Here is a 23689-nt window from a genome sequence, read left to right as displayed (position 1 = left end):
ATGATGAGGGCACGCGAGAGGCCAGCACATTGTGGGGAAGCTCAGCCGCCCTCGTTGGAACCACGACTTTGACCTATTGACACCTGACCCGCGCTACTCCGGCAGCGCCCTTCCCATTGGAGAGAACAATGTGCCTGCACGACCACACCTCTGCTGCCCTGCCTCCAACTGCCGTTCCACGCCGCGGCATCCTGGCCGGGGCGGCCGCCCTGGCAGGAATATCGGTGGCAAGCCTGGCTGCCCAGCTTGGAAGTGCCCCGGCAGCGAGGGCAGCGGGCAACGCATCAAGCCCCGGCTACCCTGACCGCCCCGCTTCGCCCCCGCCCATGATCATCGAGGGCGGCACCATAGTGGACCCCAAGACGGGCAATGCAGTGCAGGACGGGGTCCTTGTGCTGGAAGAAGGGAAGGTCACCGCGGTGGGCACCCGGGAGGAAACACGGCGTGCAGTGGCCGCCCTTGCCGGCCGCGCCCGCATCGTGGATGCCTCCGGCCGGTGGGTCCTTCCCGGCCTCATCGACGTGCATGTTCATGCGAACGCGCTTTCGGATGCGCGGGCCATCCTGCAGGGCGGAGCGACCAGCGTCAGAAGTGGTTCAAGCAGCTTCTACCAGGACGTCGCCCTCGCTGCCCTGCCTTCCTGGGCCGCCGGCGCCTCGCCCCGGATGAGCCCGGCCGGGCTGTTCATCTCACCCGATCTCGGGGACTCGCTCCTTGCAGACCCGGACCTTGCACCGCTCGCGTCCCTGTCCGGGGGAGTCACAGAACCAAGGGACCTTGCCTACCTCACCCGCGTCAACCTGAAACGCGGTGCCCAGGTGATCAAGACCCGAGCCAACCCCCGGGCGGGCCTGGCGGAACAAGACCCCCGCGAACTGGTCTACAACTACGAACAGCTCTCCGCGGTGGTCAAGGCCGCTGGCAAAGCAGGCGTGCTTTGCCACGCCTACAGCGCCGAGGGGATAGATGGTGCCGTCCGGGCCGGTGTGCGCAGCATCGAGCACGGCGTCTTCGTCAGCGAGGAGACCATCTCCCGGATGGCCAGCCGTGGCACGTACTTCACCCCCACCTTGGACGCCATCACGAGCATGGCGCGCTCTTCCAACCCAATCCTTGCCGCCCGCGGCACGGAGTACACGCCCATCATCAAAGCAGCCGTGAAGGCCGCCCATGAAGCCGGCGTGACGGTGGTGGCAGGGACGGACTCGTTCGGATCCGATGTGACCCCGATAGGCACTGAAGCGCGTCTACTGGCTGAGGCCGGGCTTTCACCACTGGACGCGCTAAGGGCCGCGACAGTCAATGCCGCCGCCCTGCTCGGCTGGGGCGAGAGTGCGGGACGCCTGGTGCGCGGTTCCTTTGCAGACGCCGTCATCGTGGACTCTGATCCCTTGAACAGCGCCTCGGCCCTGGAACAAATCAAGGCCGTGGTGGCGCAGGGGGTCCTGGTACGGAATGACCTCTGATGGGTCGTTAGGGATAAGCGCGACGCTGTCCCTTCCCACCGTCCTCCTGCCCGGGCAACGCGCCCTCCCAATCCAGAAAGCCACCCATGACCCTGATTCTTAAAGCCTCCGAGCTCCAGGCCCTGGCCGATATGCCCGGGACCATCGCCGCCGTCGAACGCGTCTTTGCCGGCCTCAGCCGAGGCACCGCCGTTCAGCCTGCGCCGGATTCCCTCCTCCTGCCGTCCTCGGACGCCAGGTTCTTGCCGATGGCAGCGCTGTCCGGCGCCGAGGAGCTGGCATCCGTCAAATTACTGGCGGACATCCCGGCAAACCGGGAGTCCAGCCTGCCCACGCAGCGGTCCACGATCATGCTTGTCTCCCAGCTAACCGGCGAAACCCTGGCCATCCTGGACGGCAAAGTCCCCACACGGGTCCGCACTGCCGCCGCCAGTGCCGTGGCGACGAAGCTCCTCGCGAGGCCTGGCAGCACCACCCTGGGACTGGTCGGTGCAGGCGCCCTGGCCGTGGCACACGTGGAAGCCATGCTGGCCGTCCTCCCGATTGAAAAAGTGGTGGTGTGGTCCCGTTCCGCGGACACCGTCGCCGCCTTCTGCGGCGAGATTTCCCATTACGGCCTGAACGTCACACGGGCGTCCAGCGTCCGGGAAGTTGTGGAGGCCGCCGACGTGCTGTGCACCCTCACCCCGGCCGTTGAGCCTTTGGTTAAGGGCGAGTGGTTCAAGCCCGGACTGCACGTGAACGCCGTCGGATCCCGTCCGCGGGCGGACCACCGGGAGATTGATTCGGCGGGCATGGTGAGGGCACGGGTCTTCGTTGACAGCCTGGCCACGGCCAGAGCCAAATCCGGCGGGCTGATCATCCCGGTGGCCGAAGGCGTGATGAGTTTTGAGGACGTGGTGGCCGAGCTTGGTGACGTGGCGGCGGGGACAAAAGCAGGTCGCCTTGGTGATGAGGACGTAACCTTGTTCAACTCGGTTGGTATCGGTTTGCAGGATCTTGCCATCGGGCGGCTCCTGTACGACGCTGCGCTCCATCAGGGGGTTGGCACCCGCGTGGAGCTGAATAACTGAGTAAGCGCGGAAGTATGCAATAACGGGAGGCATGAATGACAGTCCAAGCGGAAGCTCCCGCGTCCTCGGCTGACACTGCCCGGGCACGGATCCGGGAATTGATCATCTCCGGTGACTTCGCGCCAGGGTCCCGGCTCAGGGAACGTGAGCTGTCCCAGACGCTGGCTGTTTCCCGGGTACCCGTCCGGGAAGCCCTCCAGCAGCTCGAGGCCGAAGGCTTCATTGATGCCTCCCCCCGGCGTGGTGCCACCGTCAAGCAGATCACCCTGCGCGACGTCAACGAACTCTTTGATGTGCGGCTCAGCCTGGAAGTCCTCGCCGCACGCCTCGCCGCCCAGGCCGCCGCAGGAGGCCAGCCGTCGTCGCGGCTGCAGCAGATGATGGACCAGGCAGAAGAAGCAACCCTGCGACACGACCATGCGCAGATACCGCTCAGCAATACGGCCCTGCATGCAGAGATCGTAGCGATGGGGGGCAACGCGCTGCTGGAGTCCGCCATGAAGCCCCTGTTGGGCAGGATGCAGTGGCTCTTCACCTTGACCGGGCACCGTGACCCCCAGGTTCAGTGCGCGGAGCACCTGAGCCTGTGCAAGGCCATTTATGACGGCAAGGCGGACCTGGCGGCGGCACTGGCCTTCGCGCATGTGGAGCTGGGCCGTGAACCGTCGCTCCAAGGACTGGCCGGACGCCTCCCCGAAAGCTGACCGTCAAGGGAGTTCATGCTGTTTTGTGCCTGGCGCCGTGGGGAACGGCCCCCAAACAGAAGCGGACGACGGCGGGAGGTCCCGCCGTCGTCCGCTTTCTGTACGTCCCTACTCATCCACAGCGGACGGTTCCGCCGTCTCCGGCGCTTCGGCCGCCGCCTGCGCATACGACGCCGAGACGCGGCGGTAGACCGGGGTCAGGAAGGCCAGCAGCGCGGCCGCGATCATGATGATCCCGGCCACCAGGAACACCAGGGCGATGCCGCGGGAGACGCCCTCGCCCAGCAGCGGGGCCAGCTGGGCGGCGCCCTCCGTGGACCGCGCGTACGGGATGATCCAGACCTGGGCGATCGGCGCGATGAGGAATGCGGTGATCGGCGCTGCGGCGGACTCGAACGCCATGGCGAATCCGAATACCCGGCCCTGCCGCGGCAAGGGCACCACCCGCTGGATGACCGTCTGTTCGGCGGCCTCCACGAAGGGGATCAGGACCATGTACAGCCAGATGCCGGCGATGTACAGCCATGCCCACTCCCGCACCGTGAACACCGCACCGAGGACCCCCATCAGGATCACCGCGATGAGCATGGTGCGCAGCGGGTTGGACCCGAGCCCGAATTTGCCGATCACAGCGCCACCCAGGATGAACCCGGTGGCGCCGACTGCGAAGACGGTTCCCCACAGTTCCACGGGGAACATCTCCAGGCCGTAGGGATCCATCAACGCCATGTAGACGCCACCGATGAAGTTGTTGAAGGTGGAGAACAGGATCAGGGCGAACAGTCCGGCAATGGCCAGCACTGCGGCGAGCGAACCGCGGAGGTCGAATCCGCCGTGCGCGTCCGTGGCGGCCGCGCGCACCTCCTCGGGCATGCGGAGCGTCAGCAGGTGCGCGAAGGCCAGCGCCGTGAGCACCAGGGCGACGACGATCGTCCAGCCCATGCCAAGCAGTCCCACCGACAGCCCCGAGAGCACGGAGGTGACGAGGAACATTAGCCCCTGCACCATGCCCACCAGCCCGTTGGCATTGGCCCGCCGGTCCGGGTCGATGAGGATGGTGACCGTGGTGGAAAGGGCGATGTTCCGCATGTTCTCCACCACCGCGCCGATCAGGATGATCATGGCGAAGATCCAGAACCACGGCTGTGTCAGGTCCAGCATGCTGGCGGCAGGTGTCAGCAGGAACATAACCCCGGACAGGACGAACATCACCAGCGTGAAACCGGCGGCGAAGCGCATCACGGCCAGCTTGCGGTAGCGGTCCACGAAGGTGCCGAAACTGATGCTGGAAAGGGCGATCAACAGCATGTACGCGCCGCCGATCACCCCGGTGGCGATCACGTTTCGCGTCTCCAGGTACACCCAGAACGTCAGGGCGAACCACAGGTAGCTGGTGGTGATGTTGGCCAGGGCGGTGTTCACCAGGATCCCGGCGAACGTGCGGGACCGTTGTGCCGGACTGCGCAAGGACGTGTTGATAGCGTCGGCCGGGCCTGGAGACTCGGCGACTCCGGCCGGTGCCGGTTCGTGCTCGGTCATGGGTCCCAGTTTACTGACGGGTGGCGGTCGTGGACACGGTCACAGTGATCTATCTGGCCCAGCGCCGGGCAGTCGATCACGCGGAAACCGGCGCGGGGCCGGATCCTACCGGCCACGTCCGCGGGGATCTGCGGGCGGCGAGGTCTTCACTTTCTAGCAGCCAGGGAACGGCCTCGCTGTGGGTCGGGTCCCAGCGGAGGTCTATTAGCGGGACTGCGGCGACGAGCAGCAGGTTGTGCCACAGATAGATGGTGATGGCCCGGTTATTCATGAGCGTTACAACGCCGTCGAGGATCAGCATGGGCCCTGGCAGCGCCCCCAGACTGGGGATACGATCGGGAGTCGTAGCTTGCGCAGCAGACCGTTCCGGTATCGATGGCCTGCTGGTGGTCCGGTGTTCTCAGGCCGGGGGACGTGGCCGGAAGTGGAGTGTTTCAAGATAGTTTTCCTCGTACTTTTCGTCCCGGGGTTCATCATTCGGGAAACCACCGGGAAGTGTGCCGTGGTTCAGGCCAGCCAGAAGGACATGCTCAAGTCCCGGCTCGGTGTTCATGGTCGTTGTCTGGACGGTTCCGGTGGCCAGACCCGGTATTTTGGCGTTGGCCATTTCATCGATTCCGGCCACGCCGGCTGCGATCAGGAGAAACGCCGCGACGGCTGCCAGCCCGGGAACTATTTTTCTTCTCCATGCGCTCATACCCTGATCAGGGTCTCCCCACATGGGAACAGGGCACCGCTTGCCTTTGGGGAGGCTGTGAAAGCCAGTCCGCCCCGATGCTCATCCACTGCCAGACACCGGCGGTGAGATCCACCGACCTCAGCGTTGTGCCGTGCGCACGGTGAAGTGCGCAAATTTTGGGAGGGTAACGGCGTGTCAGGTGCCCGGGCTGCGGTCCCGGTCAAGGCCTTCTGCGGTCGCCAGCCTTCTTAGCTCGTGCAGGATTTCCAGTTGCTGGTTGTTGATGGCCAGCAAAAGCTCGATCTCTTCTCTTGCTTTCACGTTGGTGTCGTAGTCGTGCTGCGCCATCGCCGCGGCGATCGCATCCTGGCGCTTGGCGGCGATAAGCAGGATGGCGCCTTGGAGCCCGGCCAGCATGGAGAGCAAGAGGTTCAAAAGAATATAGGGATATGGGTCCCAGGCGTTGTTCGCCAGCGCCAAGGTGTTGATGGCGGCCCAAATCAGCATGAAACCGATGAAGCTTCCCACGAAGGGCCAGCTTCCCATGCCGTTGCGCATGACATCGGCGGCCCGCTGGCCTCGTGTCAGGGATGCTTTGTGCTTGTCGTGCCAGGTCTGTACTCGATTATTCATGCCTCAGAGTAGTCCCGGCGGTTCAGGAATCTACGAGGGACTGAGACAGGCTCTCAGGAACCGGTTGCCCAACCCCGGTGTCAGCGACCGCCCAGTCGGCCAGCCCGACAAGGAGCTGACGTGCCCTACTACCGGGCGAAGCCAGCAGGGATGCCAGGAAGCGGATCCGGCTGCTGGAGCAGCAGAACGAGATCCTGGGCCGGGCCCCGTCTGTCGCGTCAAAGCTTCATCGCGTGTTGTCAGCGAAACCCAGTAGGCGGCCCGGAGCACTTGTCCGGTCGGCTGGCTAGGTTCCTTGGTACCGGCGCTGCCTGCCGTATTCGTGCCAGGTCAGGAATACGACCAGTGCGTCGAAGATGGTCAGGGCGGCCAGACCTGCCGTCGGCGCGACCGCGAACTGGTAAAGCTGGTAGGCGATGAAGGCCAGGAGCACCCCGATCATCCAGGGGTAGGCCCAGAGCCTGTTCATTAGCAGGGCCGCCACGAGCACCACCTTTACCGCACCGTGAGCGAGAAGGTAGAGCGCGGCGTAGAAGACGGTGCTGCCAGTCAGGGTGCCGGCGGCTTGTAACAGGTGGACGGCAATGAAGTCCTTCGGGTCTGCGGACAGCTCCGGCTGAGCGAGGCGCAAGACGAAGCGGTGAATCCGGGCAGGATCCAGCAAGAGCAGCAGCAAGCCGCCGGTTAGTTCCGCCACGCCGTCCAGTCCCTTGAGGACAACACCGGCGGCGAAGAACCGGTCCCACCAGTCGCGGGGCCTGGAGTATCCCACGGTTCCCTCACTTCTTCCGTCAACGAGTTTTCACGGGATGCCTTGGCGGGTCCACCCTGGCACCGGGCCCGAACGGGCCTTCCTCCCGCTGCGGAGTCTGCCTCACAGTAACCCGATGCGCCGCACTGCGCATTCAACCCTCAACACGCTGGCCCTCCTTGCGCGGCAGCCGCTAAGGTTCCCGAGTGACGCAGCCCCTCCGCGGATCTGGTCGAAGGGCGAGTGATGAGCACGCCCCAGAGGGCAGGGCGTGCGGGACGGCTGTGCCGAACTGCGTAAGGACGTGTCGATAGCGTCGGCATCGGCCGGGCCTAGAGCCGCTGCGACGCCGGCCGGGGCCGGTTCGTGCTCGGTCACGCGTCCCAGTTTACTGACAACTGTCAGTCGCGGACACGGTCACAGAGGTGTATCTCGACGAAGTCCTCCACGGTACGGCGGTGTTCAACGGGCCGGGCACCCAAGGCAAGCGGACGACGGCGGGAGGTCCCGCCGTCGTACGTCCCTGCACCCTTGCACTCTTACTTTATTCGCCGTATAAAGTAAGTATGTTACCTGGATCACAGCGCAGCGCCCCGACGGGGAGGGATGCGCTGCGCAGAATCCGGGTCAGCGCCATCTTCAGCACCCTGCTGGAGGCAGGACCCCTGGCCCGGACAGACCTGGCGCACCGGACCGGTTACAGCCCTTCCACGGTCACGGGCATCGTGCAGGACCTCAGCGAGGCCGGCTACCTGCGGGTTGTGGGGCAACAGGAATCGACCGGCGGCCGGCGGCGGACCCTGATCGAGCTCAACCGCTCCTCGGTGACCATCGCCGTCGTCGGTCTCCGCGGCACCCGGATCTGGTGCGCCCTGGTGGACCTGGACGGCAACCGCCTGGATGCCGCTGAACAGGATTTCGATCCCGCGGACCCAGTGGGCAGCACGGCGAGCACTGTGATGTCACTCCACCGCCGGGCGGTGATTCCGCCCGTTCACGTGGTGGTGGCACTGCCCGGCGTCGTCGCCTCCGACGGTTCCGTGGCCCTGGCGCCCGCGTTCGGCCCCGTTGCCCACCTCCGCCTCGTGGACGAACTCGAAGCCACAACAGGGCTCCGCACCACGGTGGAAAACGACGTCAACCTCATCGCCCTGGGGGAGCGGGTGGACGGCGCGGGCAACGGCGTGGAGGACCTGGTCCTGATCCACGTTGCCGAAGGCATTGGGGCGACGATCATCGCCGGCGGAGAGGTCCTGGAGGGATCAAGCCGTTCCGCAGGCGAAATCGGCTTCCTTCCGCAGGGTTTGGCGGCAAGCCCGCGTGGGGAACGCGGAGACTACGAACGGCGCTGGACCGCCGCCGGCATCCGCGAGTCCGGCGCGCGGCTCGGTCTGTCGCTCGCTGAGGAAACGGTGGTTGAATCCCTCTGCAGCGCCGATTCGCCGGCGGCTGTCCGGCTGCTGGATGACGTTATTCAGGCCTGGGCCTTCGCCGCCATCATCTGCGCCTGCGTCGTCAACCCGGCACGTGTGATCTTCTCCGGCGACGCCGTCCTCCTGACCCGCGATGCGCGGGAAAAGCTCCGCGGCACGGTCCAGAGGTCAGCGCCGTCCCTGACCGACGTCGTCTTCGCAGAGCTCGGACAGGCGGCAATCCTGCATGGCGCCATCGCGAAGGTGGTGAAGAGCCCCGCGACCCTCTTCACCGAGGTCGCCGGATGAACGAACCACGAAGTTTCAAATTCCAGCCATCAGCCACACAAAAGTACTAGGAGAAACCAATGACGTTACGACCATTGCGATCCGCGATGCTAGCAGGTGGTCTCGCACTCACGCTTGGAATGTCTGCCTGCGGACTCGACTCGCCGCAGCCCTCTGGAACGTCGGCCGGTGCCGAGGACACCGGGACCCTGACCATTTACACGGCACGGGACAAAGCCCTCGCTACCGAGGTGATAGCAGATTTCGAAAAGGCCAACCCGAAGTACGCGGGCAAAGTCCAACTGCTGACACTTGGCGCCCAGGAGGCCCTGGAACGCGTCAAGGCCGAGAAGTCCAACCCGCAGGGCGACATCTGGTGGGGCGGCACTCAGCAGCAGATGCAGCAGGCCGCTGCCGAGCAGGTCCTGTCTCCTGCGCCGAAGGACGTTATCGACGCCGTCCCCGCCGAACAGCGCGACGCCGACGGCCTCTGGGTAGGTGAGATGAAGCTGGCCGAGGTCATCTTCTACAACAAGGACATGCTCACCGCCGACCAGGCTCCCAAGGACTGGGATGACCTCATCAGCCCCGCGATGAAGGACAAGATCGCCATCCGCGACGTCCTGGCATCCGGCACCATGCGCAGCATTTATGCGGCGATGATTGACCGCCAATTCGACGCCGCGGGCAGCCCCGACGCAGGCTACGAGTGGCTCAAGAAACTCGATGCCAACACCAAGGTCTACGCTGCCAACCCGACGGACCTCTACCTGAGGATCACACGCCAGGAAGCTGCGGTGACTGCCTGGAACCTGCAGGATGTCATGCTGCAGATTAAGAACCAGAAGGCCCCTTTCACACCAGTGGTGCCTGCATCCGGTGCGCCGATGCTCATTGACGGTGTGGCAAAGATCAAGGACGGCCCGTCTCCTGCCGGAGCGGACGCCTTCCTGTCCTTCCTTATGAGCAAGGACGAACAGACCAAGCTGTCAGAGACGTACTTCCAGATCCCGACGATCTCACTGCCCAAGGAACCGTCCTGGCTGGCTGACCTGGACCTGAAGGAAATGAAGGTCAACTGGGAACGCGTCAACAAGAGCGAGCCCGAATGGAGCGCTTACTGGGCCGCGAACATCAAGGGCCAAGGCAACAAATAGCACCGCGCACGGCGGGGCGGCCACCGGCTGCCCCGCCGAACCACCCCACGGCCAGCACACAACTACCACCCCTGTGGAGCAACCATGACACGCGTCTTCCTCAACGCCATCAGCAAGCAGTACCCGGGGGCCAAGCCGGCGGTATCGAACCTCACGGTCACCATCGAGGACGGCGAATTCTTCACCCTGCTGGGTCCTTCCGGCTGTGGCAAGTCAACAACGCTGCGGATGGTGGCAGGATTCATCCAGCCTTCCAGCGGAAGCATCCACTTCGGCGACAAGGACGTCACCAACACGGCACCGAACAAGCGGGACACCGGCATGGTCTTCCAGAACTACGCCTTGTTCCCGCACATGACCGTCCGGGGAAACGTTGCCTACGGCCTGAATGCGCGCAATGTGCCCAAGCAGGACAAAAACAGGCGGATCGACGAGGCACTCGCCCAGGTGGGACTCCAGGAGTTCGGCGACCGCCGGATCGACATGCTTTCCGGCGGGCAGCAGCAGCGCGTGGCTTTGGCCCGGGCCTTGGTGATCCGCCCGGCGGCCCTGCTGCTGGACGAGCCGCTCTCCAACCTGGACGCGAAGCTGCGCGAGGAAACGCGTACGGAAATCAGGTCCACGCAGAAGGCGGCAGGCACCACGTGCCTCTACGTCACCCATGACCAGGCCGAGGCCATGGCGATGAGCGACCGCGTGGCGGTGCTTAATGAAGGCGAGCTCCATCAGGTCGGGTCACCCCGCGAGGTCTACAACCGCCCCGCCACGGCATTCGTCGCCAGATTCATCGGCCGCTCCAACGTGCTGCCCTGTACCGTGCTGGGTGTGGACGGCGGCGTCGACGGCGGCTCCGTCAGCATCAGCCTGGCCGACGGCACAGTCCTCAAAACACCCCGGGTGGAGGGGTCGATCTCGGCCCGGGTCTCTGCCGGGGATAAGGCCGCGGTGTCGCTCCGGCCGGAATCCATCGGCCTCACCGTCAGCCCGGGGAAGGAGACGGCGGGCCAACTCGGCGGGAGGGTCCTTACCGCGGAGTTCACCGGCGCGGTCAATATCTACGAGATCGACTGGCACGGCGAGCAGATCGTTGTCTCTGCGCCGGACACCGTGGACCGTGCCGAACCCGGGGACCTCGTATCAATGGCACCGCACCAGGACCGCGTGTGGCTGGTGGAGCCGTGACGGTCGCCGTTCCGAGGCTGCGGAACCGGTCCTCCCTCACGTCGTCGGACCGGTTCGTCTACTTCCTCGCCGCCCCGGTGGTGCTGGTGCTCCTGGTGTACATCGTGGTGCCGATGCTTGCCACCGCCACCACCAGTGCCGAGGGGGGCGGAAGCGCGTACAAGGGATTCCTCAGCGGCTCGTCAGCAAACGCGCTGGGCCTCTCGGTGGGCATCTCCGTGGGATCGGTTCTGACCACGGGCGTACTCGGCACGGCGCTCGCTGTCCTGCTGTCGCGCTTTGATTTTCCGGGCCGAAAGGTCCTGCGGCTCTTTGCGCTGCTGCCCATGGCGCTGCCTCCGCTGATCGGCGCCGTGTCCTTCTACTTCCTGTACGCCGAAAGCGGCATTGTTCCGCGCTTCCTGGAGCGCTACTTCGGCGCCGACGCCGCGGCGGTCTCCGCCAACGGCGTCTGGGGCGTGCTCCTGGTCCACACCATGACCATGTATCCCTATTTCTACCTCGCCGTCTCCTCGGCGCTGGCCGGATCCGACGCCTCCATGGAGGAGGCAGCGCTGAACCTGGGCGCGAACCGCTTCCGCATGTGGCGCACGGTTCTCCTGCCCATGCTCACCCCGGCGCTGGTTTCCGGAACGCTGCTGACTTTCATGGTCTCGATGGCATCCTTCACCGCGCCCCAGTTCTACAACGTGCAGACCCTGACCATGCAGATCGTCGCCTCACGGACCAGCGGCGCGTACGATGTCGCCGCGGCCCAGGCCGTTGTCCTCTCCGTCGTGTCAATCTTCTTCCTGCTGGCCATGCGCTGGTACGAAAACCGGCGCCTCCACCGTGGTTCCTCCAAGGGGACGCCCCAGGCCGTGAAGGTCCTTCATGGTGTGCTGCCCCGCACCCTTGCCGGGGTCGGATCGTTGCTGCTGGTCCTGTTCCTGATGGCGCCGCCGGCCACGATCGCCCTGCTGTCCTTCACCGTGGACGGGTCGTGGACCACACAGATCCTTCCGCCGGACTACACCCTGGACAACTTCACCCGGATCTTTACGGACCCCGTCACGCTGCGCCCCATCCTGGTCAGTGCCCAGATGTCCTTCGTGGCCATGATCGGCTGCATCCTGGTCGGTGTCCTCGCCGCCTGGGTGGTCACCCGGTGGAAAGGCCCGGGCAGGGGTTTGCTCGATGTGATGGTGATGCTCCCGTGGGCGCTCCCCGGCACCGTCATCGGCGTCAACATCGTGACGGCCTTCGCCACCCCGGGCCCGTTCAATCTCGGCCAGGTACTGATCGGATCCCTGTGGATCCTCCCGGTGGCCTATTTCGTCCGCTTCCTGCCCCTGGTGTTCCGCTCCGCCAACGCGTCGCTGGCCCAGATCGACCCCAGCGTCGAGGAAGCAGCACGGAACCTTGGCGCGGGTCCCTGGCGTGCCCTGCGGACCGTGACGGTGCCCCTGATGTCCCGCGGCATCCTGGCCGGTGCGCTGATGGCGTTCATCCAGGGCTTCGGTGAGTACGTGGCTTCCGTGGTGGTCTACCCGGCCCGCTACGCCCCGCTGTCCGTCGAGATTTACAACCGCATCTACTCCAACGAGTTCGGCACGGCCGCGGCCTACGGCACGCTTCAGATGGCGCTGATCCTCATCGTGCTGGTCATCGCCCAACGGCTGGAGACACCCCGCCGCGACAGGAAGGCACGGGGCGAGCGGCCCGCCGGCGCGCCCCTCACTCCCGTTATGGCCCCCACACCCACCTGATCCATGGAACCGGAGATACGAATGAACACCGCAACCGATCCGTCCATGCCGCGCCCCGACCTCAAGGACCAGGAAAACCTCAGCATCTACTGGGACAACCACCTGCGGGACGCCTTCTACGAAGCAGCACCGCACATCTACCCGGGCATGGTCGAAGCAAGCCTGGCCCACGTCCTGATGCTGACCCGGCAGGGCATCCTGCCGCGTGGCCGGGGGGAACTCCTGCTGAAGGGGTTGCTGACCCTGTGGGCAAGGACCGAATCGAGCGAACAGGCTTACGTTTTCGATGGCAGCGTCGAGGATCCGTATTACTTCCTGGAGCAGCAACTCGCCGCCGAGTGCGGGATCCCAACCTCTGAACTCGACGTCCAGCTGGCCAGGAGCCGGAACGATCTCGACGCCGGCGTGTTCCGGATGGTCCTCCGCCGCCAACTGCTGGACCAGGCCGCCCTGGTGGTCCAGGCGGCCAAGGACGCGGCCGTTCAGGCCGCCGCGAACGCGGACAGCCTGATCATCGGGTTCACCCATCGCCGCCCCGCCCAGCCGACGACGATCGGCCACGTCCTCGCCGGTCTCTCCGAAGCGATGCTCAGCCAGGCAAAGGAAATGCTCAGCATCTATGATGAATTGAACGTTTCGCCGCTGGGATCGGCGGCGTTCACCGGCACCGACCTGCCGATCGACCCGCTGATGGTCGGCGAGCTCACCGGCTTCGATTCCAGCTTCACCTCCAGCTACGAGGCCGTGGCGGGAGCGGAGCACTTCATGCGGCTGGCCGCGGTCCAGGCCCGCATCACCGCCACTGGCGCCCGCTTCGCCCGGGTGCTGCTTGAGTGGATGACCTTCAAATGGGTGGAAACGCCAACGGCCTACACGCAAGGCTCGTCGATCATGCCGCAGAAGAAGAACCCCGTGGTGCTGGAGCACATGGTGTCCATGGCCGGTGTCACCGCAGCCGATATGGCAGCCACGTACGCGAACATCGGCTCCGCCTGGTACGAGGACTCCAACAACGCCACCACTGATGTGCAAAAGCACCTGTGGCGCGCCGGGGAACGCGTGGTCCGTTTTATGCGGATGATGGACGGGCTGCTGCTGGACCTGAAGGTGCTCCAGTTGCCGGACCATGCGAAAATCGTCGCCTCCGGGGCCACCACCACCGCCGTTGCGGAGGCGCTCGCCGCGCGAGGAATCCCCTGGCGGACGGCCCACGACGTCGTCGGCCGGCTGGTGCGCGCCGACGCGCCGGCGGACTGGACCGCGGACGGAGTCGCGAAGGCCTTCGCGGACGCCGGCATCGACGCCGCAGAGGAGCTGGTGGCCACGACACTGAGCGCCGGACAGCAGCCGGAACTGATCCTAGCCCGGACGCAGGACGGAAGTCCCGGCAGCGAGGCCGTACGCCGCAACGCCGCCGAGTCACAGCAGCGCGCAGACGCTTTCGGCCGTGACGTCCAACGCAGACGGAGCCTGATTGACTCGGCCCGGGAACGGCTGATGGCAGCCGCCGCGGACGCCGGAAGAGGCCATTGGTGACTGAAGGAATCACCATCATCGGGAACACGAATATCGATGTTGTGGTGGCCGACACCCGGGACCTGCCCGAGCCGGGAACCGAGCGCGTGGTGTCCTCGGTTTCCCTCCGGCTGGGCGGCTCGGCGGGAAACTTCGCTGTCCGGTGCGCCGGCCTGGACTTCCCCACCATCCTGGTCAGCCGCGTTGGCGACGACACGTCGGTGATGGTCCTGGAAGCGGAACTCCGGCTGCCGTCGCTCCAGGTGCGGCTTCTTCGGACCCCGGGTGAACCCAGCGGCATCACCGTTGCCATGGAGGCTCCGGGGCGCGACCGTGCGTTCATTTCCTCCCTGGGCGCCATGGCGTCGATGACTCCTGACGACATCACGGAAGACATGCTTTCCAGCAGGTACGTCGCCCTGGCCGGCTACTTCCTGTTGCCCGGGATGCGCGGCCCCGCGTCAGCGGAACTGTTCGGACGGGCCGGACTGTCGGGCGCCCGGACGGTGTTGGACACCGGCTGGCCGCCGGAGGGATGGACCCCGGCAACGCGGCAGGAAGTGCTCAGCGCCCTTGCCTTGGTGGACATCTTCCTGCCCAACGACGACGAACTGCACGGCCTGATGGATGACGGGAACACCGAGCGGGCCGCCCGCCGGTTGTCCGTGACCACGAATACGCTCGTTGCGGTCAAGATGGGCGCTCGCGGCGCTGGCCTGGCCTCTCCTGACGGGGGATGGTCCGCCCAGCCGGCGGCACGCGTTGACGTGGTCGATTCAACGGGGGCGGGGGACGGGTTCAACGCGGCATTCCTCGTGTCAGCCGCACGCGGCGCAGTCTGGCCGGACGCCCTGGCATCCGGGGTCGGCTACGCCACCGAAATGGTGGCCACCGCACCGGAACGCCGGGCCGCCGTCGTACTTCCAACCGCGACACTGAGCTGAGGGGAAACACAGTGCAAACGGACATCATCAATGGCCGCCCCACCGTCCAGGGGCTTTCCATCATCGACTTCCATCTGCATTTCCGGATGCCCCACGACCCCTTGACCCGCTCCCTGGCAGGCGGCCAGTTCGGGCCGGACGGCGGCGCCGACACCAGAAACGGCTGCGAGGAATACGACGCCGGTCAGGCCGTCCGGTCCGCCGCCGTCGCCAGGACCTCGGCCCAGTGGCGCCGGAGCTGGGACTTTGCCGACCCCGAACCGTTGTCGGCGGATGCCGGCTGGGAGGCGGAAGCGGACCTCTGGACCAGGGAGCTAGCCGACAACGGGATCGAACATGCCGCCATCGTCACCGCCGGCGGTGACGATGCGATGGTGGACCTGGTTGCCCGCGGCGCCGGAACGTTCCTGGGCCTGGCCGCTATGGCGGACCCGTTCGCGCCGGGAGCTGCCCGGGAGTTTGAAGCCGGGGTGGCACGGGGACTTCGGGGGCTGAAACTGTTCGCGCCCCTCGCTTCGTCCCGGATGGACGATCCGGCGGCAGACCCCGTGTGGGACGTCGCGTCCCGCAACAACGTCCCCGTTCTGATCCACTTCGGCCACTGCGGATCAGCGGGCGGCATCGCGCAGAATGCCTACAGCAACCCCGCCAGTCTCGAACGCGCCGCCAAGAGGTACCCGGAAGTCACCTTCGTGATCCCGCACTTCGGCATCCAGCACGTCCAGGAGGTGCTCTTCCTGATGTGGGCCTGCCCCAACGTGGTGGTGGACACCTCCGGTTCCAACCAGTGGGTCAGATACATGGCGCAGCGGCTGACCCTGGAGGACCTTTTCCGCCGCTTCTACGAAACCATGGGATCCGAACGCATCATCTTCGGCTCGGACTCGTCGTGGTTCCCGCGCGGCTTCGCGCGGCGGTACCTCGTGGACCAGCTCAGGATCTGCTGGGAAATGGGAATGCCCGCCGCCGGGCTTCAGCAGATCTTCGGCGGAAATGCCGCGCGGCTTCTCAAGCTGGACAGCTGGCGACCCGCCTCAGCTGGGCCCTCTGGCGCAGGGGACCGGCACTAAACGCAAGCGGACGACGGCGGGAGGTCCCGCCGTCGTCCGCTGGACGGTGTCGCTGGCTACCTAGAGTGCGCCCTGCAGGGTGGTGCCGGCGCGGATAGGCACTAGGCGGGTGACCTCTACGGGTTCGGCAAGGAGCCCTTCGAGTGAGGCGTTGAGCCGTTTGACCGGATCCCCCGCGCCGTGGGCGTCGAGCAGCTCGGCGCTTTCCCATTTTTCAATCATCATGATCTGGCCATTGGGTGATTCATGGATGGCGTACAGCAGGCAGCCCGGTTCTTCGTGCACCTCTGCAATGGCGGGTGAGAGTGCGGCGACCACCTGATCGTAGGTGCCGTCCTTGGGAGTGAATGCTGCGGTGACAATGATGGTCATGGTGTCTTTCCTTGTAGTTGAGATGTGATCAAGGCGGCGCAGGTTAGCCACGCGCTGGCAGCATCCCGGCGTCTGAGACCTGATCGGATGGTGCCAGATTCGCGCCGGTATCACTGTCGAAGTAGCTGGCCATTCTGGCCTCGAGTGCCACCGTGCAGGGATCTCCGGTCATCAGGCGCGTTTGTCCGGTCTGACGGATCCAGATGAGGTCGTCCTGGTTGAGCTCCCACATTTTCAGGCCGAGGGCAGGGCCGGGTTGGACACCAATCAGGGTGTCCGCGCCGAGGTCTTCGATTCTCCGGACGGTGCCGGCCAGACCCGGGCCGTCGACGTCGGCAGAGACCGTGAGGTGCTCCGGCCGCAGGCCCAGGGTCACGGCGCCGGTCCCGAGCCGGAGCCCTTCGGGCGCCGGGAGCCGCATTCCGCCAAGTGCAGGCTGCCCGTCGGTCACGGCAGCGGCCATGAGGTTCATGGGTGGGCTGCCGATGAAGCGGGCAACGTACGTGTTGGCGGGGCGGGTGTAGATCTCCTGCGGTGTGGCGTGCTGCTGCACGATGCCGTTGTGGAGAATGACGATCTGCGTGGCCATGGTCATGGCCTCAACCTGGTCGTGCGTGACGTAAACGAAGGTTTTCCCGGTGAGCCTATGGAGCCGGACGATTTCGCCACGGAGTTCCGCGCGGAGCTTGGCGTCGAGGTTGGACAGCGGTTCGTCGAGCAGGAACATTGACGGGTTGCGGATCAGGGCCCGTGCCAGGGCCACACGTTGGCGCTGGCCGCCGGAGAGCCCGCCGGGCTTGCGATTGGCGTAGTCGTCCAGCTCCAGCATTGAGGTGACATCGGCGACCTGCTTGACGATGTCCTTGGACGCGCCGAAGATGCGGCGTGCGATGGTGCTGACGCCCGGAATGTGGTGCCAAGCCTTGAACTTGTCCAGAGCCAGCGGGAACGCGATGTTTTCGCGGACTGTCAGGTGCGGATAGAGCGCGTAGGACTGGAACACAAAGGCGATGTCGCGCTCGCGCGGGCTCTGACGGTTCACGCGGAGGTTGTCGAAGATGACATCGCCCGCGCTGGCATCGGTGAGCCCGGCAATAATGCGGAGCAGCGTCGATTTTCCGGATCCCGACGCGCCGAGCAGGACGAGGAATTCTCCGTTGTCCACCTCGGCGCTGAAGTCGTGGATGACCTGGGTGTCCCCAAAGCGCTTGCTGATGTTGCGTAGTGAGAGCTTTGCCATGATCAACCTTTGACTGAGCCGGCCGTGAGGCCCGAGACGATGCGACGCTGGACAAGAAGGAAGAAAATCAACGCCGGGAGGGTGAACAGCAATGCTGCAGCCATGACGGAGTTCAGTGAAGTCAGATACTGGCCGACAAAGGAGGCCAGGCCCACGGACGCCGGCCAGAGGTCACGTTCGGCAATGAACGTCTTGGCCAGGAGGAACTCGTTCCACCCGTCGAAGAAGTTGATGACGGCAGCCGCGGCGATGCTGGGAAGAATCAGTGGCGTGAGAACCAGCGACAGGATGGTGACGCGCGGGCACCCGTCAACGGCAGCGGCCTCTTCGATTTCGTAGGGGATCGCATCGATGGCTCCCTTGATGATCCAGACGCTCACCGGCATGGTGAAGGCAACGTTGGCGAGGATCAGGCCGCCCATTCCGTTGAGCAGACCCAGCGACGCGAACAGTGCGTAGATGGGGACTACGAGCAGCGCCTCGGGCAGCATCTGCGTTGCGAAGAGCAGGAACCCTGCCGCCCCCTTGCCATGGAACTTGAACCTTGACAGTGCGTAGCCTGCCAGCACCGCGAAGACGAGGGAGAGCAGCGTGGTTCCGCCGGCGATGACCATGGAGTTGGTCAGCCATTTGAAGATCGGGACGCTGCCGATGACGTCGCCCAGGTCTGCTAGCCGTTCCCAGTGCGGCCACCAGCCTTGGGCCTGGCCGTAAAGTTCGGAGTCCTGGCTGAGTGCAGTGTTCAGCATCCAGTAGAGCGGGAAGCCCGAGAACAAGACCAGAGCGGCCAGCATGACGAAACGGACGGGCTTGCTGAAGTTTCGTGAACCTGGCGCCTTCAGCCGCCGCTTGTGAGGGGCTGTCTGGGGGATTGGTGATGCTTCTTTCGTAGTCATTTGCTCTACGCCTCCTTTACGGCATTGCGCCGTTCCATCATGAAGTAGACAACCGTGACGAGCAGGGACAGGACCAGGCCGAGGGCGCCAATTGCTGCCGCGCGGCCCAGTTCCTGGTTGCTGAAAGCCTGACGGTAGACGTTGACGACGAGGGTGTTGGTGCTGTCCACAGGGCCGCCTCCGGTCAGGAGGTAGATGATCTCGAAACGCCGGATCGACCAGATCGTCATGAGCAGTGTGACCACTCTGACGGTGGGGGCAATGTGTGGCCAGGTGACGGCCTTGAACGTTTCCAGGGCCCCGGCACCGTCCATGCGGGTGGCTTCGTAGAGTTCGCTCGGGATTGATTGCAGTGACGCCAGCACCACGAGCATGACAAGCGGCATGACCTTCCAGACTGAGGTCAGCACGACGGCGGCCATACCGAATTTCGGATCCACGAGCCAGCCCTGCTGGCCGATGCCGAACACTCCGACGACTTCGTTCAGGACACCGTCGGACCGGTTGAAAATCCAGCTGAAGATCAGCGCGGTAGCCACCGTAGGGACGGCCCAGGGCAACGTGATGATTGCCCGGACGATGGTGCGTCCCTTGAAAGCCCGGTTCAGGAGCAGAGCTGATCCTCCGCCGATGGCCACGGCGAAGAGGACCGTCGCGGCGGTGTACAGGATGGTGGCGCCGAGTGAATTGTAGAACTGCGGGCTGCTGAGCAGCCGGGCGTAGTTCTCCAGCCCGACGCCCGTTCCGCCGTCGGGCCTGACGAGCGGGGTCTTGGTGAAGCTGAGCTGAATGCCCTGCACTACGGGGATGATCATGAAGACGAGCAGGTAGATAACTGCCGGACCGATGTAGATGTATGGCGAGATCCTCTGCCACATGTGGTGCCTTGACGGGGCATCTTGTATCTGGGTCGGTGCCACGGCGGGTGGGGAGATCGAAGTTCGGAGCGTCATTGCCCGGGTCCTTTGCTTTGGTTCACTCAGCCAAGAAGCTGAGTTACTTGTTTCTGTGCGGTGGAGAGCGCCGCCGCGGCGTCACCACCGTCTACGAGGTAGCGTTCCACCTGCGTCATGACTTCGCGCATGATGGCTTTCGTCTGGGCCTCGTAGCCCCGGATGAGCGGGCTCCTCGATTGCGAGGCCAGGTCGATGAACGATTTTGCCCACGGGTTGGCTGCGGCATAGTCGGGGGCCAGCGGTACATCGGTGGCCAGGGTGGAGGGGCCCATGGCCTTTCGGAGCGCCGCCTGACCTTCATCGGAGCCCACCCAGCCGACAAAGTCGACAGCCAGGTTCTTGTTCTTGCTGTACCCGTTGACCGCCAGCACGATTTCCTGGTGCGCGGACGGCTGGGGGAGCGGAATGCGTTCGGCGAATCCTATATCGGCCGACGTCAGTGCCTTGGAAGACCGCAGGATGCCGGCGACTGTTGAGGAGACGTCGATCATCATGCCAAGCCGGCCTTCGCGGAACTTCGTGCGCATCGTGGACGCGTCGTCACCGATCGGCATCGCACCCGAGCGGTAGATTTCGCCGAAGGCCTCGACGCCGGCGATGTTTTCGGCGGAGTCGATCGTCGGGCGGGAGCCGTCCGACCATGATCCGCCGTGCCCGTAGGTCCACACATCGAAGTCCATGAACCAGGAATCGAATTCCGTCATCTGGTGACGGACGCCGAACCCGTCCAGGCCGGTGGCGGACCGGATTTTGGTAGCCGCCGCGATCAGTTCCGCGACGTTTTCCGGCGGGGTTACGTTGGCTTTTTCCAGGATGTTGCGGTTCCAGAAGAAGTTCCAGTTCAGCCGTTCCCAGGTGATTCCGTACTGTACGCCGTTGACCAGCCCGGACTTGTTGGTGTGGTTGAACGGGTTGCCCTTGTGGGAGGAGATGACGGAGCTCAGCGGAGCCAGGATTCCGGCGTCGGCCAGCGGGTAGAAGTTGACGTCCTGAACGACGAAGATGTCCGGCCCGCCCTTGCCGCCGAGCTCGGTGTTGAGCTTGTCCGCGAAGGAAAGGAACGGCGTGGTGCTTTGGGCCAGGCTCGCGGAGGGGTTGGCTTCCTTGTAGGCCTGGATCGCCTGCCACATCGCCTCGCCGCGGCCGGGCTCGAGCCACTGCCAGCTGCCAAACTTCAAGGTGCCTCCGGCCGAGGCGGCACGGTTGGGGTCGATTCCCGGGCTGGCACCGCAGCCGGCGAGCAGCATGCTCGCGGCCGCGGCGCCCAGGAAAGTGCGGCGGTCGATCATGCCGCGGGCACCACGTCGAGTGCGAGGGCCTCCGTCTCGCGCCGCAGCTTCAGGGCTTCCTCCAGGGAGGTGTCGATTTCGACGTCGTCCCAGCGCACGATGCCGCCCTCAGGTACGTCGTTGACGAGCTTGACGTGGTGGGCCATGGCGACCGGAAGGGCGCCGTCCCGGACGGACTTTTCGGCAGAGATCAGTTTGCCCCAGACGGTGAAGCCACCCTCGCCGTCGAGGATTTCCCCGGCGTGCAGGTCCTTCTTGGCGCAGGCGACGACGTCGGCGTAGAAGCCTTCCGGGGCGCCGGTGGCCACGCCACGCAATACTGCGTTGGCGATGGAGATGTTGAGCTCCAGGCCGACGTAGTGGTACGGACGGTAGAGGGCGGCGTACTGGCCGGTGGGATCCGGGTGCCAGGGGTATTCCTGGAAGCAGTCGGAGACGTACTTGTTGGTGGCCTTCACCACGACGAAGACGCCTTCCTGAGTGTTGTGAGGGATCCAATCGCCGTCACGGGTCACGCTGGACATAACGTCGACGCTTCCGATATTACTCAGCACGCCGCCGTCGGCCGAGGGGCGGCAAATGGTGGCGATCTCTTCCACGTTACCGGGGGTGAACGTCAGTCCTTCATCGGAGGGGCGCAGGCCCGCCGCGTTGGCCACAGCCGCCATCTCGATCGAAGCTTTCGTGCCGTCACGGAAGGACGTGTGCATGTATGGGTTGAGCTGGCCGGAGTCTGTCAGTTCCTTCGAGAATTCCCAATTCTCCCACACGTTGTCCGGGTTCATCTGGTGGTAGTGGGGGAGGTATTTGGCACCCTTGCCTGCGCACACGACATCAAAGCCGGAGGTCCTTGCCCAATCGACAAGTTCCCAGATCAGCGCGGGCTGATCGCCGTAGGCCAGTGAATAGACGACGCCGGCCTCCTGGGCCCGCTTGGCCAGGGCCGGACCGGCGAGGGCATCGGCTTCGACGGTCACCATGATGATGTGCTTGCCGGTTTCGATGGCCCGCAGGGCATGGTTGATGCCAACGATCGGGTTGCCGGTGGCCTCCACGATGACGTCCAGGTCGGCGTCGAACAGGAGAGACGCATCGGTGACGACGGTGGTGGCCCTTGTAGCAATTGCGGTCTCGATGTCCTCAACGAATGCTTCCTCGGGCCACTCGACCAGCTTCAGTGCGCCCTTTGCGCGTTCGGCGTTGATATCGGCGATGGCTACAACATGGATGCCCGGGATATTGCGGGCCTGTGCCAGGTACATCGTGCCGTAACGACCGGCGCCGATCAGTCCCACGCGGATTGGGGCGCCTTCGGCCTCACGCTGGGTCAGAAGTTTGTGCAGGTTCATAACTACCTTTCAATGGGTGCGGCTCTATCCCGTTTGGATGGCCGGCGGAAAGCATCGGGTCCGCCGCAGCGTTGACGTGAAGTGACGCTCGGGTGGCTGGCTTGGGTGTGCTGGCTGAATCCGGGCGGTGCTGCAGTGGACAAACCGGCTCCGAAGTAAACATAATGGAACCGGTTACACTTTTATGTCACACCTGCTCGACGAGGTCAATACCCTAGTCTGAAAAAGTTCCTGCCGGAGGTTCCGGAAGAGCCGCAGCAGCCGATCAAGGAGTACACGTGCAGAAGCAGCCGACCATACGCGATGTTGCCGCCGCCGCGGGGGTGTCTGTCGCCGTCGTCTCCCGGGTCCTCAACCCTGGCTCGGGTCCCGTGGCAGCGGCAACCCGGGGTCGGGTGAGCGAGGTGATGGAAGCCCTTGGCTACCACCCCCGTACCGCAGCCAGGGAGCTGAAGCATGGACCGCCTACGACGCTGGGTCTGCTCCTGGCTGACGTCTCCAACCCCTTCTTCGCCCGGCTGGCAGACCAGGTGGTGCAGGAGGCTCACTCCCGCGGGATCCAGGTGCTTCTCATGACAACACAGGAGGACGACCAGCTCGAGTCGGAACGTCTCTCCACGCTTATTGAGCGCCGGGTCAGCGGGATTATTGCCACTCCCACGGGGAACAATGTGGAAATCTGGAAAAAGCTCCAGGATATGGGCACTGATGTGGTCTTTGTTGACCGCTCTATCCCGGCGCTGCCGGCGGTGGACGTCGTGACCATCAACAACATCGAGTCGGCGCGGTCGGCCACGGCCCTGATGGCAGCATATGGGCATCGCCGCATCGCCATAGTCTCGGGCCCTGCGTCATCGACAACCGGGCGGGACCGGATCGCGGGCTATCGCGAAGCCTTGGAAGCGGCCGGATTGGATCAGGATGACGTTCTGATCCGCTCCACACCATTCCGGGGTGCCGCCGGCGGCGATGCCATGACGGCTCTGCTCAACCTGGAGGATCCGCCCACCGCGGTGGTGGTGGCCAACACCGCTCAGGTGACGGCCGTACTCCGGCGCCTTGCGCATGCCGGGGTTTCAATTCCGGGGGACCTGTCGGTCATCGTGTTTGAGGATTCCCCGTGGACCGAACTTATGACGCCACCGCTGACGATTGTCCGGCAGCCCATCGATCTTCTGGCCCGGCACTCCGTGCAGTTGGCACTGTCCAACGCGAACGGGAATAGCTCCGGAAAGCCGACGGTGATCCGTGTCGACGCGGAACTCCTCGAACGGTCCAGTGTGGCGCGACCGAAGCCGCGCTCCTAGATTTTCCGCTGCCCCACCCTCGCCGCTGGCTGGTGGTGGGGGCGCAGCTGCTGGCCCTCGATTTACACGTGACCGCCTGCATGGCACAAAAGTGTACCGGTTCCACTTAAGTTCCACGC

The 23689-nt window shown here is 64.9% G+C and carries 22 protein-coding genes; 11 read left to right on the top strand and 11 right to left on the bottom strand.

What is annotated here, in order from left to right; genetic code table 11:
• Nucleotides 1-128 precede the first annotated feature (128 nt).
• From ACX80V_RS12035 to ACX80V_RS12025, 3 genes are all read left to right on the top strand, one after another.
• Nucleotides 129-1466, top strand: coding sequence for an amidohydrolase family protein (locus ACX80V_RS12035; protein ID WP_485843316.1), 1338 nt, complete (start codon nt 129-131; stop codon nt 1464-1466).
• An 86-nt stretch (nt 1467-1552) separates the two neighbouring features.
• The gene (locus ACX80V_RS12030) at nt 1553-2539 is read left to right on the top strand and encodes an ornithine cyclodeaminase family protein (RefSeq protein WP_485843315.1); all 987 of its coding nucleotides are present in this window, start codon (nt 1553-1555) and stop codon (nt 2537-2539) included.
• 35 nt (nt 2540-2574) lie between these two features.
• Complete coding sequence (locus ACX80V_RS12025; protein WP_485843314.1) at nt 2575-3243, top strand: GntR family transcriptional regulator; 669 nt, start codon at nt 2575-2577, stop codon at nt 3241-3243.
• Between the two features lie 108 nt (nt 3244-3351).
• Here the strand turns inward: ACX80V_RS12025 and ACX80V_RS12020 are convergent, their stop codons facing one another.
• The 5 genes from ACX80V_RS12020 to ACX80V_RS12000 form a co-directional block, all read right to left on the bottom strand.
• Nucleotides 3352-4782, bottom strand: a complete 1431-nt coding sequence (locus ACX80V_RS12020; RefSeq protein WP_485843313.1) for an MFS transporter — start codon at nt 4780-4782, stop codon at nt 3352-3354.
• A 76-nt stretch (nt 4783-4858) separates the two neighbouring features.
• The gene (locus ACX80V_RS12015) at nt 4859-5083 is read right to left on the bottom strand and encodes a hypothetical protein (RefSeq protein ID WP_485843312.1); all 225 of its coding nucleotides are present in this window, start codon (nt 5081-5083) and stop codon (nt 4859-4861) included.
• A gap of 99 nt (nt 5084-5182) precedes the next feature.
• Nucleotides 5183-5479 (bottom strand): hypothetical protein, encoded by a 297-nt coding sequence (locus tag ACX80V_RS12010; RefSeq protein WP_485843311.1) that lies wholly within the window; start codon nt 5477-5479, stop codon nt 5183-5185.
• Between the two features lie 177 nt (nt 5480-5656).
• The gene (locus tag ACX80V_RS12005) at nt 5657-6094 is read right to left on the bottom strand and encodes a DUF1003 domain-containing protein (protein ID WP_485843310.1); all 438 of its coding nucleotides are present in this window, start codon (nt 6092-6094) and stop codon (nt 5657-5659) included.
• A gap of 286 nt (nt 6095-6380) precedes the next feature.
• A complete protein-coding gene (locus tag ACX80V_RS12000) occupies nt 6381-6866 on the bottom strand; it encodes a DUF2127 domain-containing protein (protein ID WP_485843309.1) in 486 nt (161 codons plus the stop codon).
• 545 nt (nt 6867-7411) lie between these two features.
• Here ACX80V_RS12000 and ACX80V_RS11995 point away from each other — a divergent pair.
• The 7 genes from ACX80V_RS11995 (at nt 7412) to ACX80V_RS11965 (ending at nt 16161) form a co-directional block, all read left to right on the top strand.
• Nucleotides 7412-8566 carry an ROK family protein gene (locus ACX80V_RS11995; RefSeq protein ID WP_485843308.1) on the top strand — a complete coding sequence of 385 codons (1155 nt, stop codon included), beginning with the start codon at nt 7412-7414 and terminating at the stop codon, nt 8564-8566.
• Between the two features lie 59 nt (nt 8567-8625).
• Nucleotides 8626-9702 carry an extracellular solute-binding protein gene (locus ACX80V_RS11990; RefSeq protein WP_485843307.1) on the top strand — a complete coding sequence of 359 codons (1077 nt, stop codon included), beginning with the start codon at nt 8626-8628 and terminating at the stop codon, nt 9700-9702.
• An 84-nt stretch (nt 9703-9786) separates the two neighbouring features.
• Nucleotides 9787-10884 (top strand): ABC transporter ATP-binding protein, encoded by a 1098-nt coding sequence (locus ACX80V_RS11985; protein WP_485843306.1) that lies wholly within the window; start codon nt 9787-9789, stop codon nt 10882-10884.
• Entirely contained in the window at nt 10866-12632 is a 1767-nt protein-coding gene (locus tag ACX80V_RS11980) for an ABC transporter permease (RefSeq protein ID WP_485843305.1), read from the top strand. The genes ACX80V_RS11985 and ACX80V_RS11980 overlap by 19 nt, the downstream gene beginning before the upstream one ends.
• A 21-nt stretch (nt 12633-12653) precedes the next feature.
• Nucleotides 12654-14168: a lyase family protein gene (locus ACX80V_RS11975; protein WP_485843304.1), complete on the top strand. Its 1515-nt coding sequence runs from the start codon at nt 12654-12656 to the stop codon at nt 14166-14168.
• A complete protein-coding gene (locus tag ACX80V_RS11970; protein WP_485843303.1) occupies nt 14165-15091 on the top strand; it encodes a carbohydrate kinase family protein in 927 nt (308 codons plus the stop codon). The genes ACX80V_RS11975 and ACX80V_RS11970 overlap by 4 nt, the downstream gene beginning before the upstream one ends.
• Before the next feature lie 11 nt (nt 15092-15102).
• On the top strand, nt 15103-16161 hold the full coding sequence (locus ACX80V_RS11965) for an amidohydrolase family protein (RefSeq protein WP_485843302.1): 1059 nt from the start codon (nt 15103-15105) through the stop codon (nt 16159-16161).
• Between the two features lie 60 nt (nt 16162-16221).
• Here ACX80V_RS11965 and ACX80V_RS11960 read toward each other — a convergent pair whose 3' ends face one another.
• The 6 genes from ACX80V_RS11960 to ACX80V_RS11935 form a co-directional block, all read right to left on the bottom strand.
• Entirely contained in the window at nt 16222-16533 is a 312-nt protein-coding gene (locus tag ACX80V_RS11960) for a putative quinol monooxygenase (RefSeq protein WP_485843301.1), read from the bottom strand.
• Between the two features lie 43 nt (nt 16534-16576).
• On the bottom strand, nt 16577-17773 hold the full coding sequence (locus tag ACX80V_RS11955; protein WP_485843300.1) for an ABC transporter ATP-binding protein: 1197 nt from the start codon (nt 17771-17773) through the stop codon (nt 16577-16579).
• 2 nt (nt 17774-17775) lie between these two features.
• Nucleotides 17776-18669, bottom strand: a complete 894-nt coding sequence (locus ACX80V_RS11950) for a carbohydrate ABC transporter permease (RefSeq protein WP_485843299.1) — start codon at nt 18667-18669, stop codon at nt 17776-17778.
• A 5-nt stretch (nt 18670-18674) separates the two neighbouring features.
• On the bottom strand, nt 18675-19547 hold the full coding sequence (locus ACX80V_RS11945) for a carbohydrate ABC transporter permease (RefSeq protein ID WP_485843298.1): 873 nt from the start codon (nt 19545-19547) through the stop codon (nt 18675-18677).
• 101 nt (nt 19548-19648) lie between these two features.
• Complete coding sequence (locus tag ACX80V_RS11940; RefSeq protein WP_485843297.1) at nt 19649-20914, bottom strand: ABC transporter substrate-binding protein; 1266 nt, start codon at nt 20912-20914, stop codon at nt 19649-19651.
• Entirely contained in the window at nt 20911-22263 is a 1353-nt protein-coding gene (locus tag ACX80V_RS11935) for an NAD(P)H-dependent oxidoreductase (protein ID WP_485843296.1), read from the bottom strand. Before ACX80V_RS11935 ends, ACX80V_RS11940 begins: the two co-directional genes overlap by 4 nt.
• A gap of 278 nt (nt 22264-22541) precedes the next feature.
• Between ACX80V_RS11935 and ACX80V_RS11930 the strand changes: the two genes are divergently transcribed.
• Nucleotides 22542-23570 carry a substrate-binding domain-containing protein gene (locus ACX80V_RS11930; RefSeq protein WP_485843295.1) on the top strand — a complete coding sequence of 343 codons (1029 nt, stop codon included), beginning with the start codon at nt 22542-22544 and terminating at the stop codon, nt 23568-23570.
• The last annotated feature ends 119 nt before the right edge of the window (nt 23571-23689 follow it).

Source organism: Pseudarthrobacter arbutini, assembly GCF_054510915.1.
The sequence above is the reverse complement of the archived record's forward strand: the minus strand, read 5'-3'. Positions and strand labels throughout refer to the sequence as shown.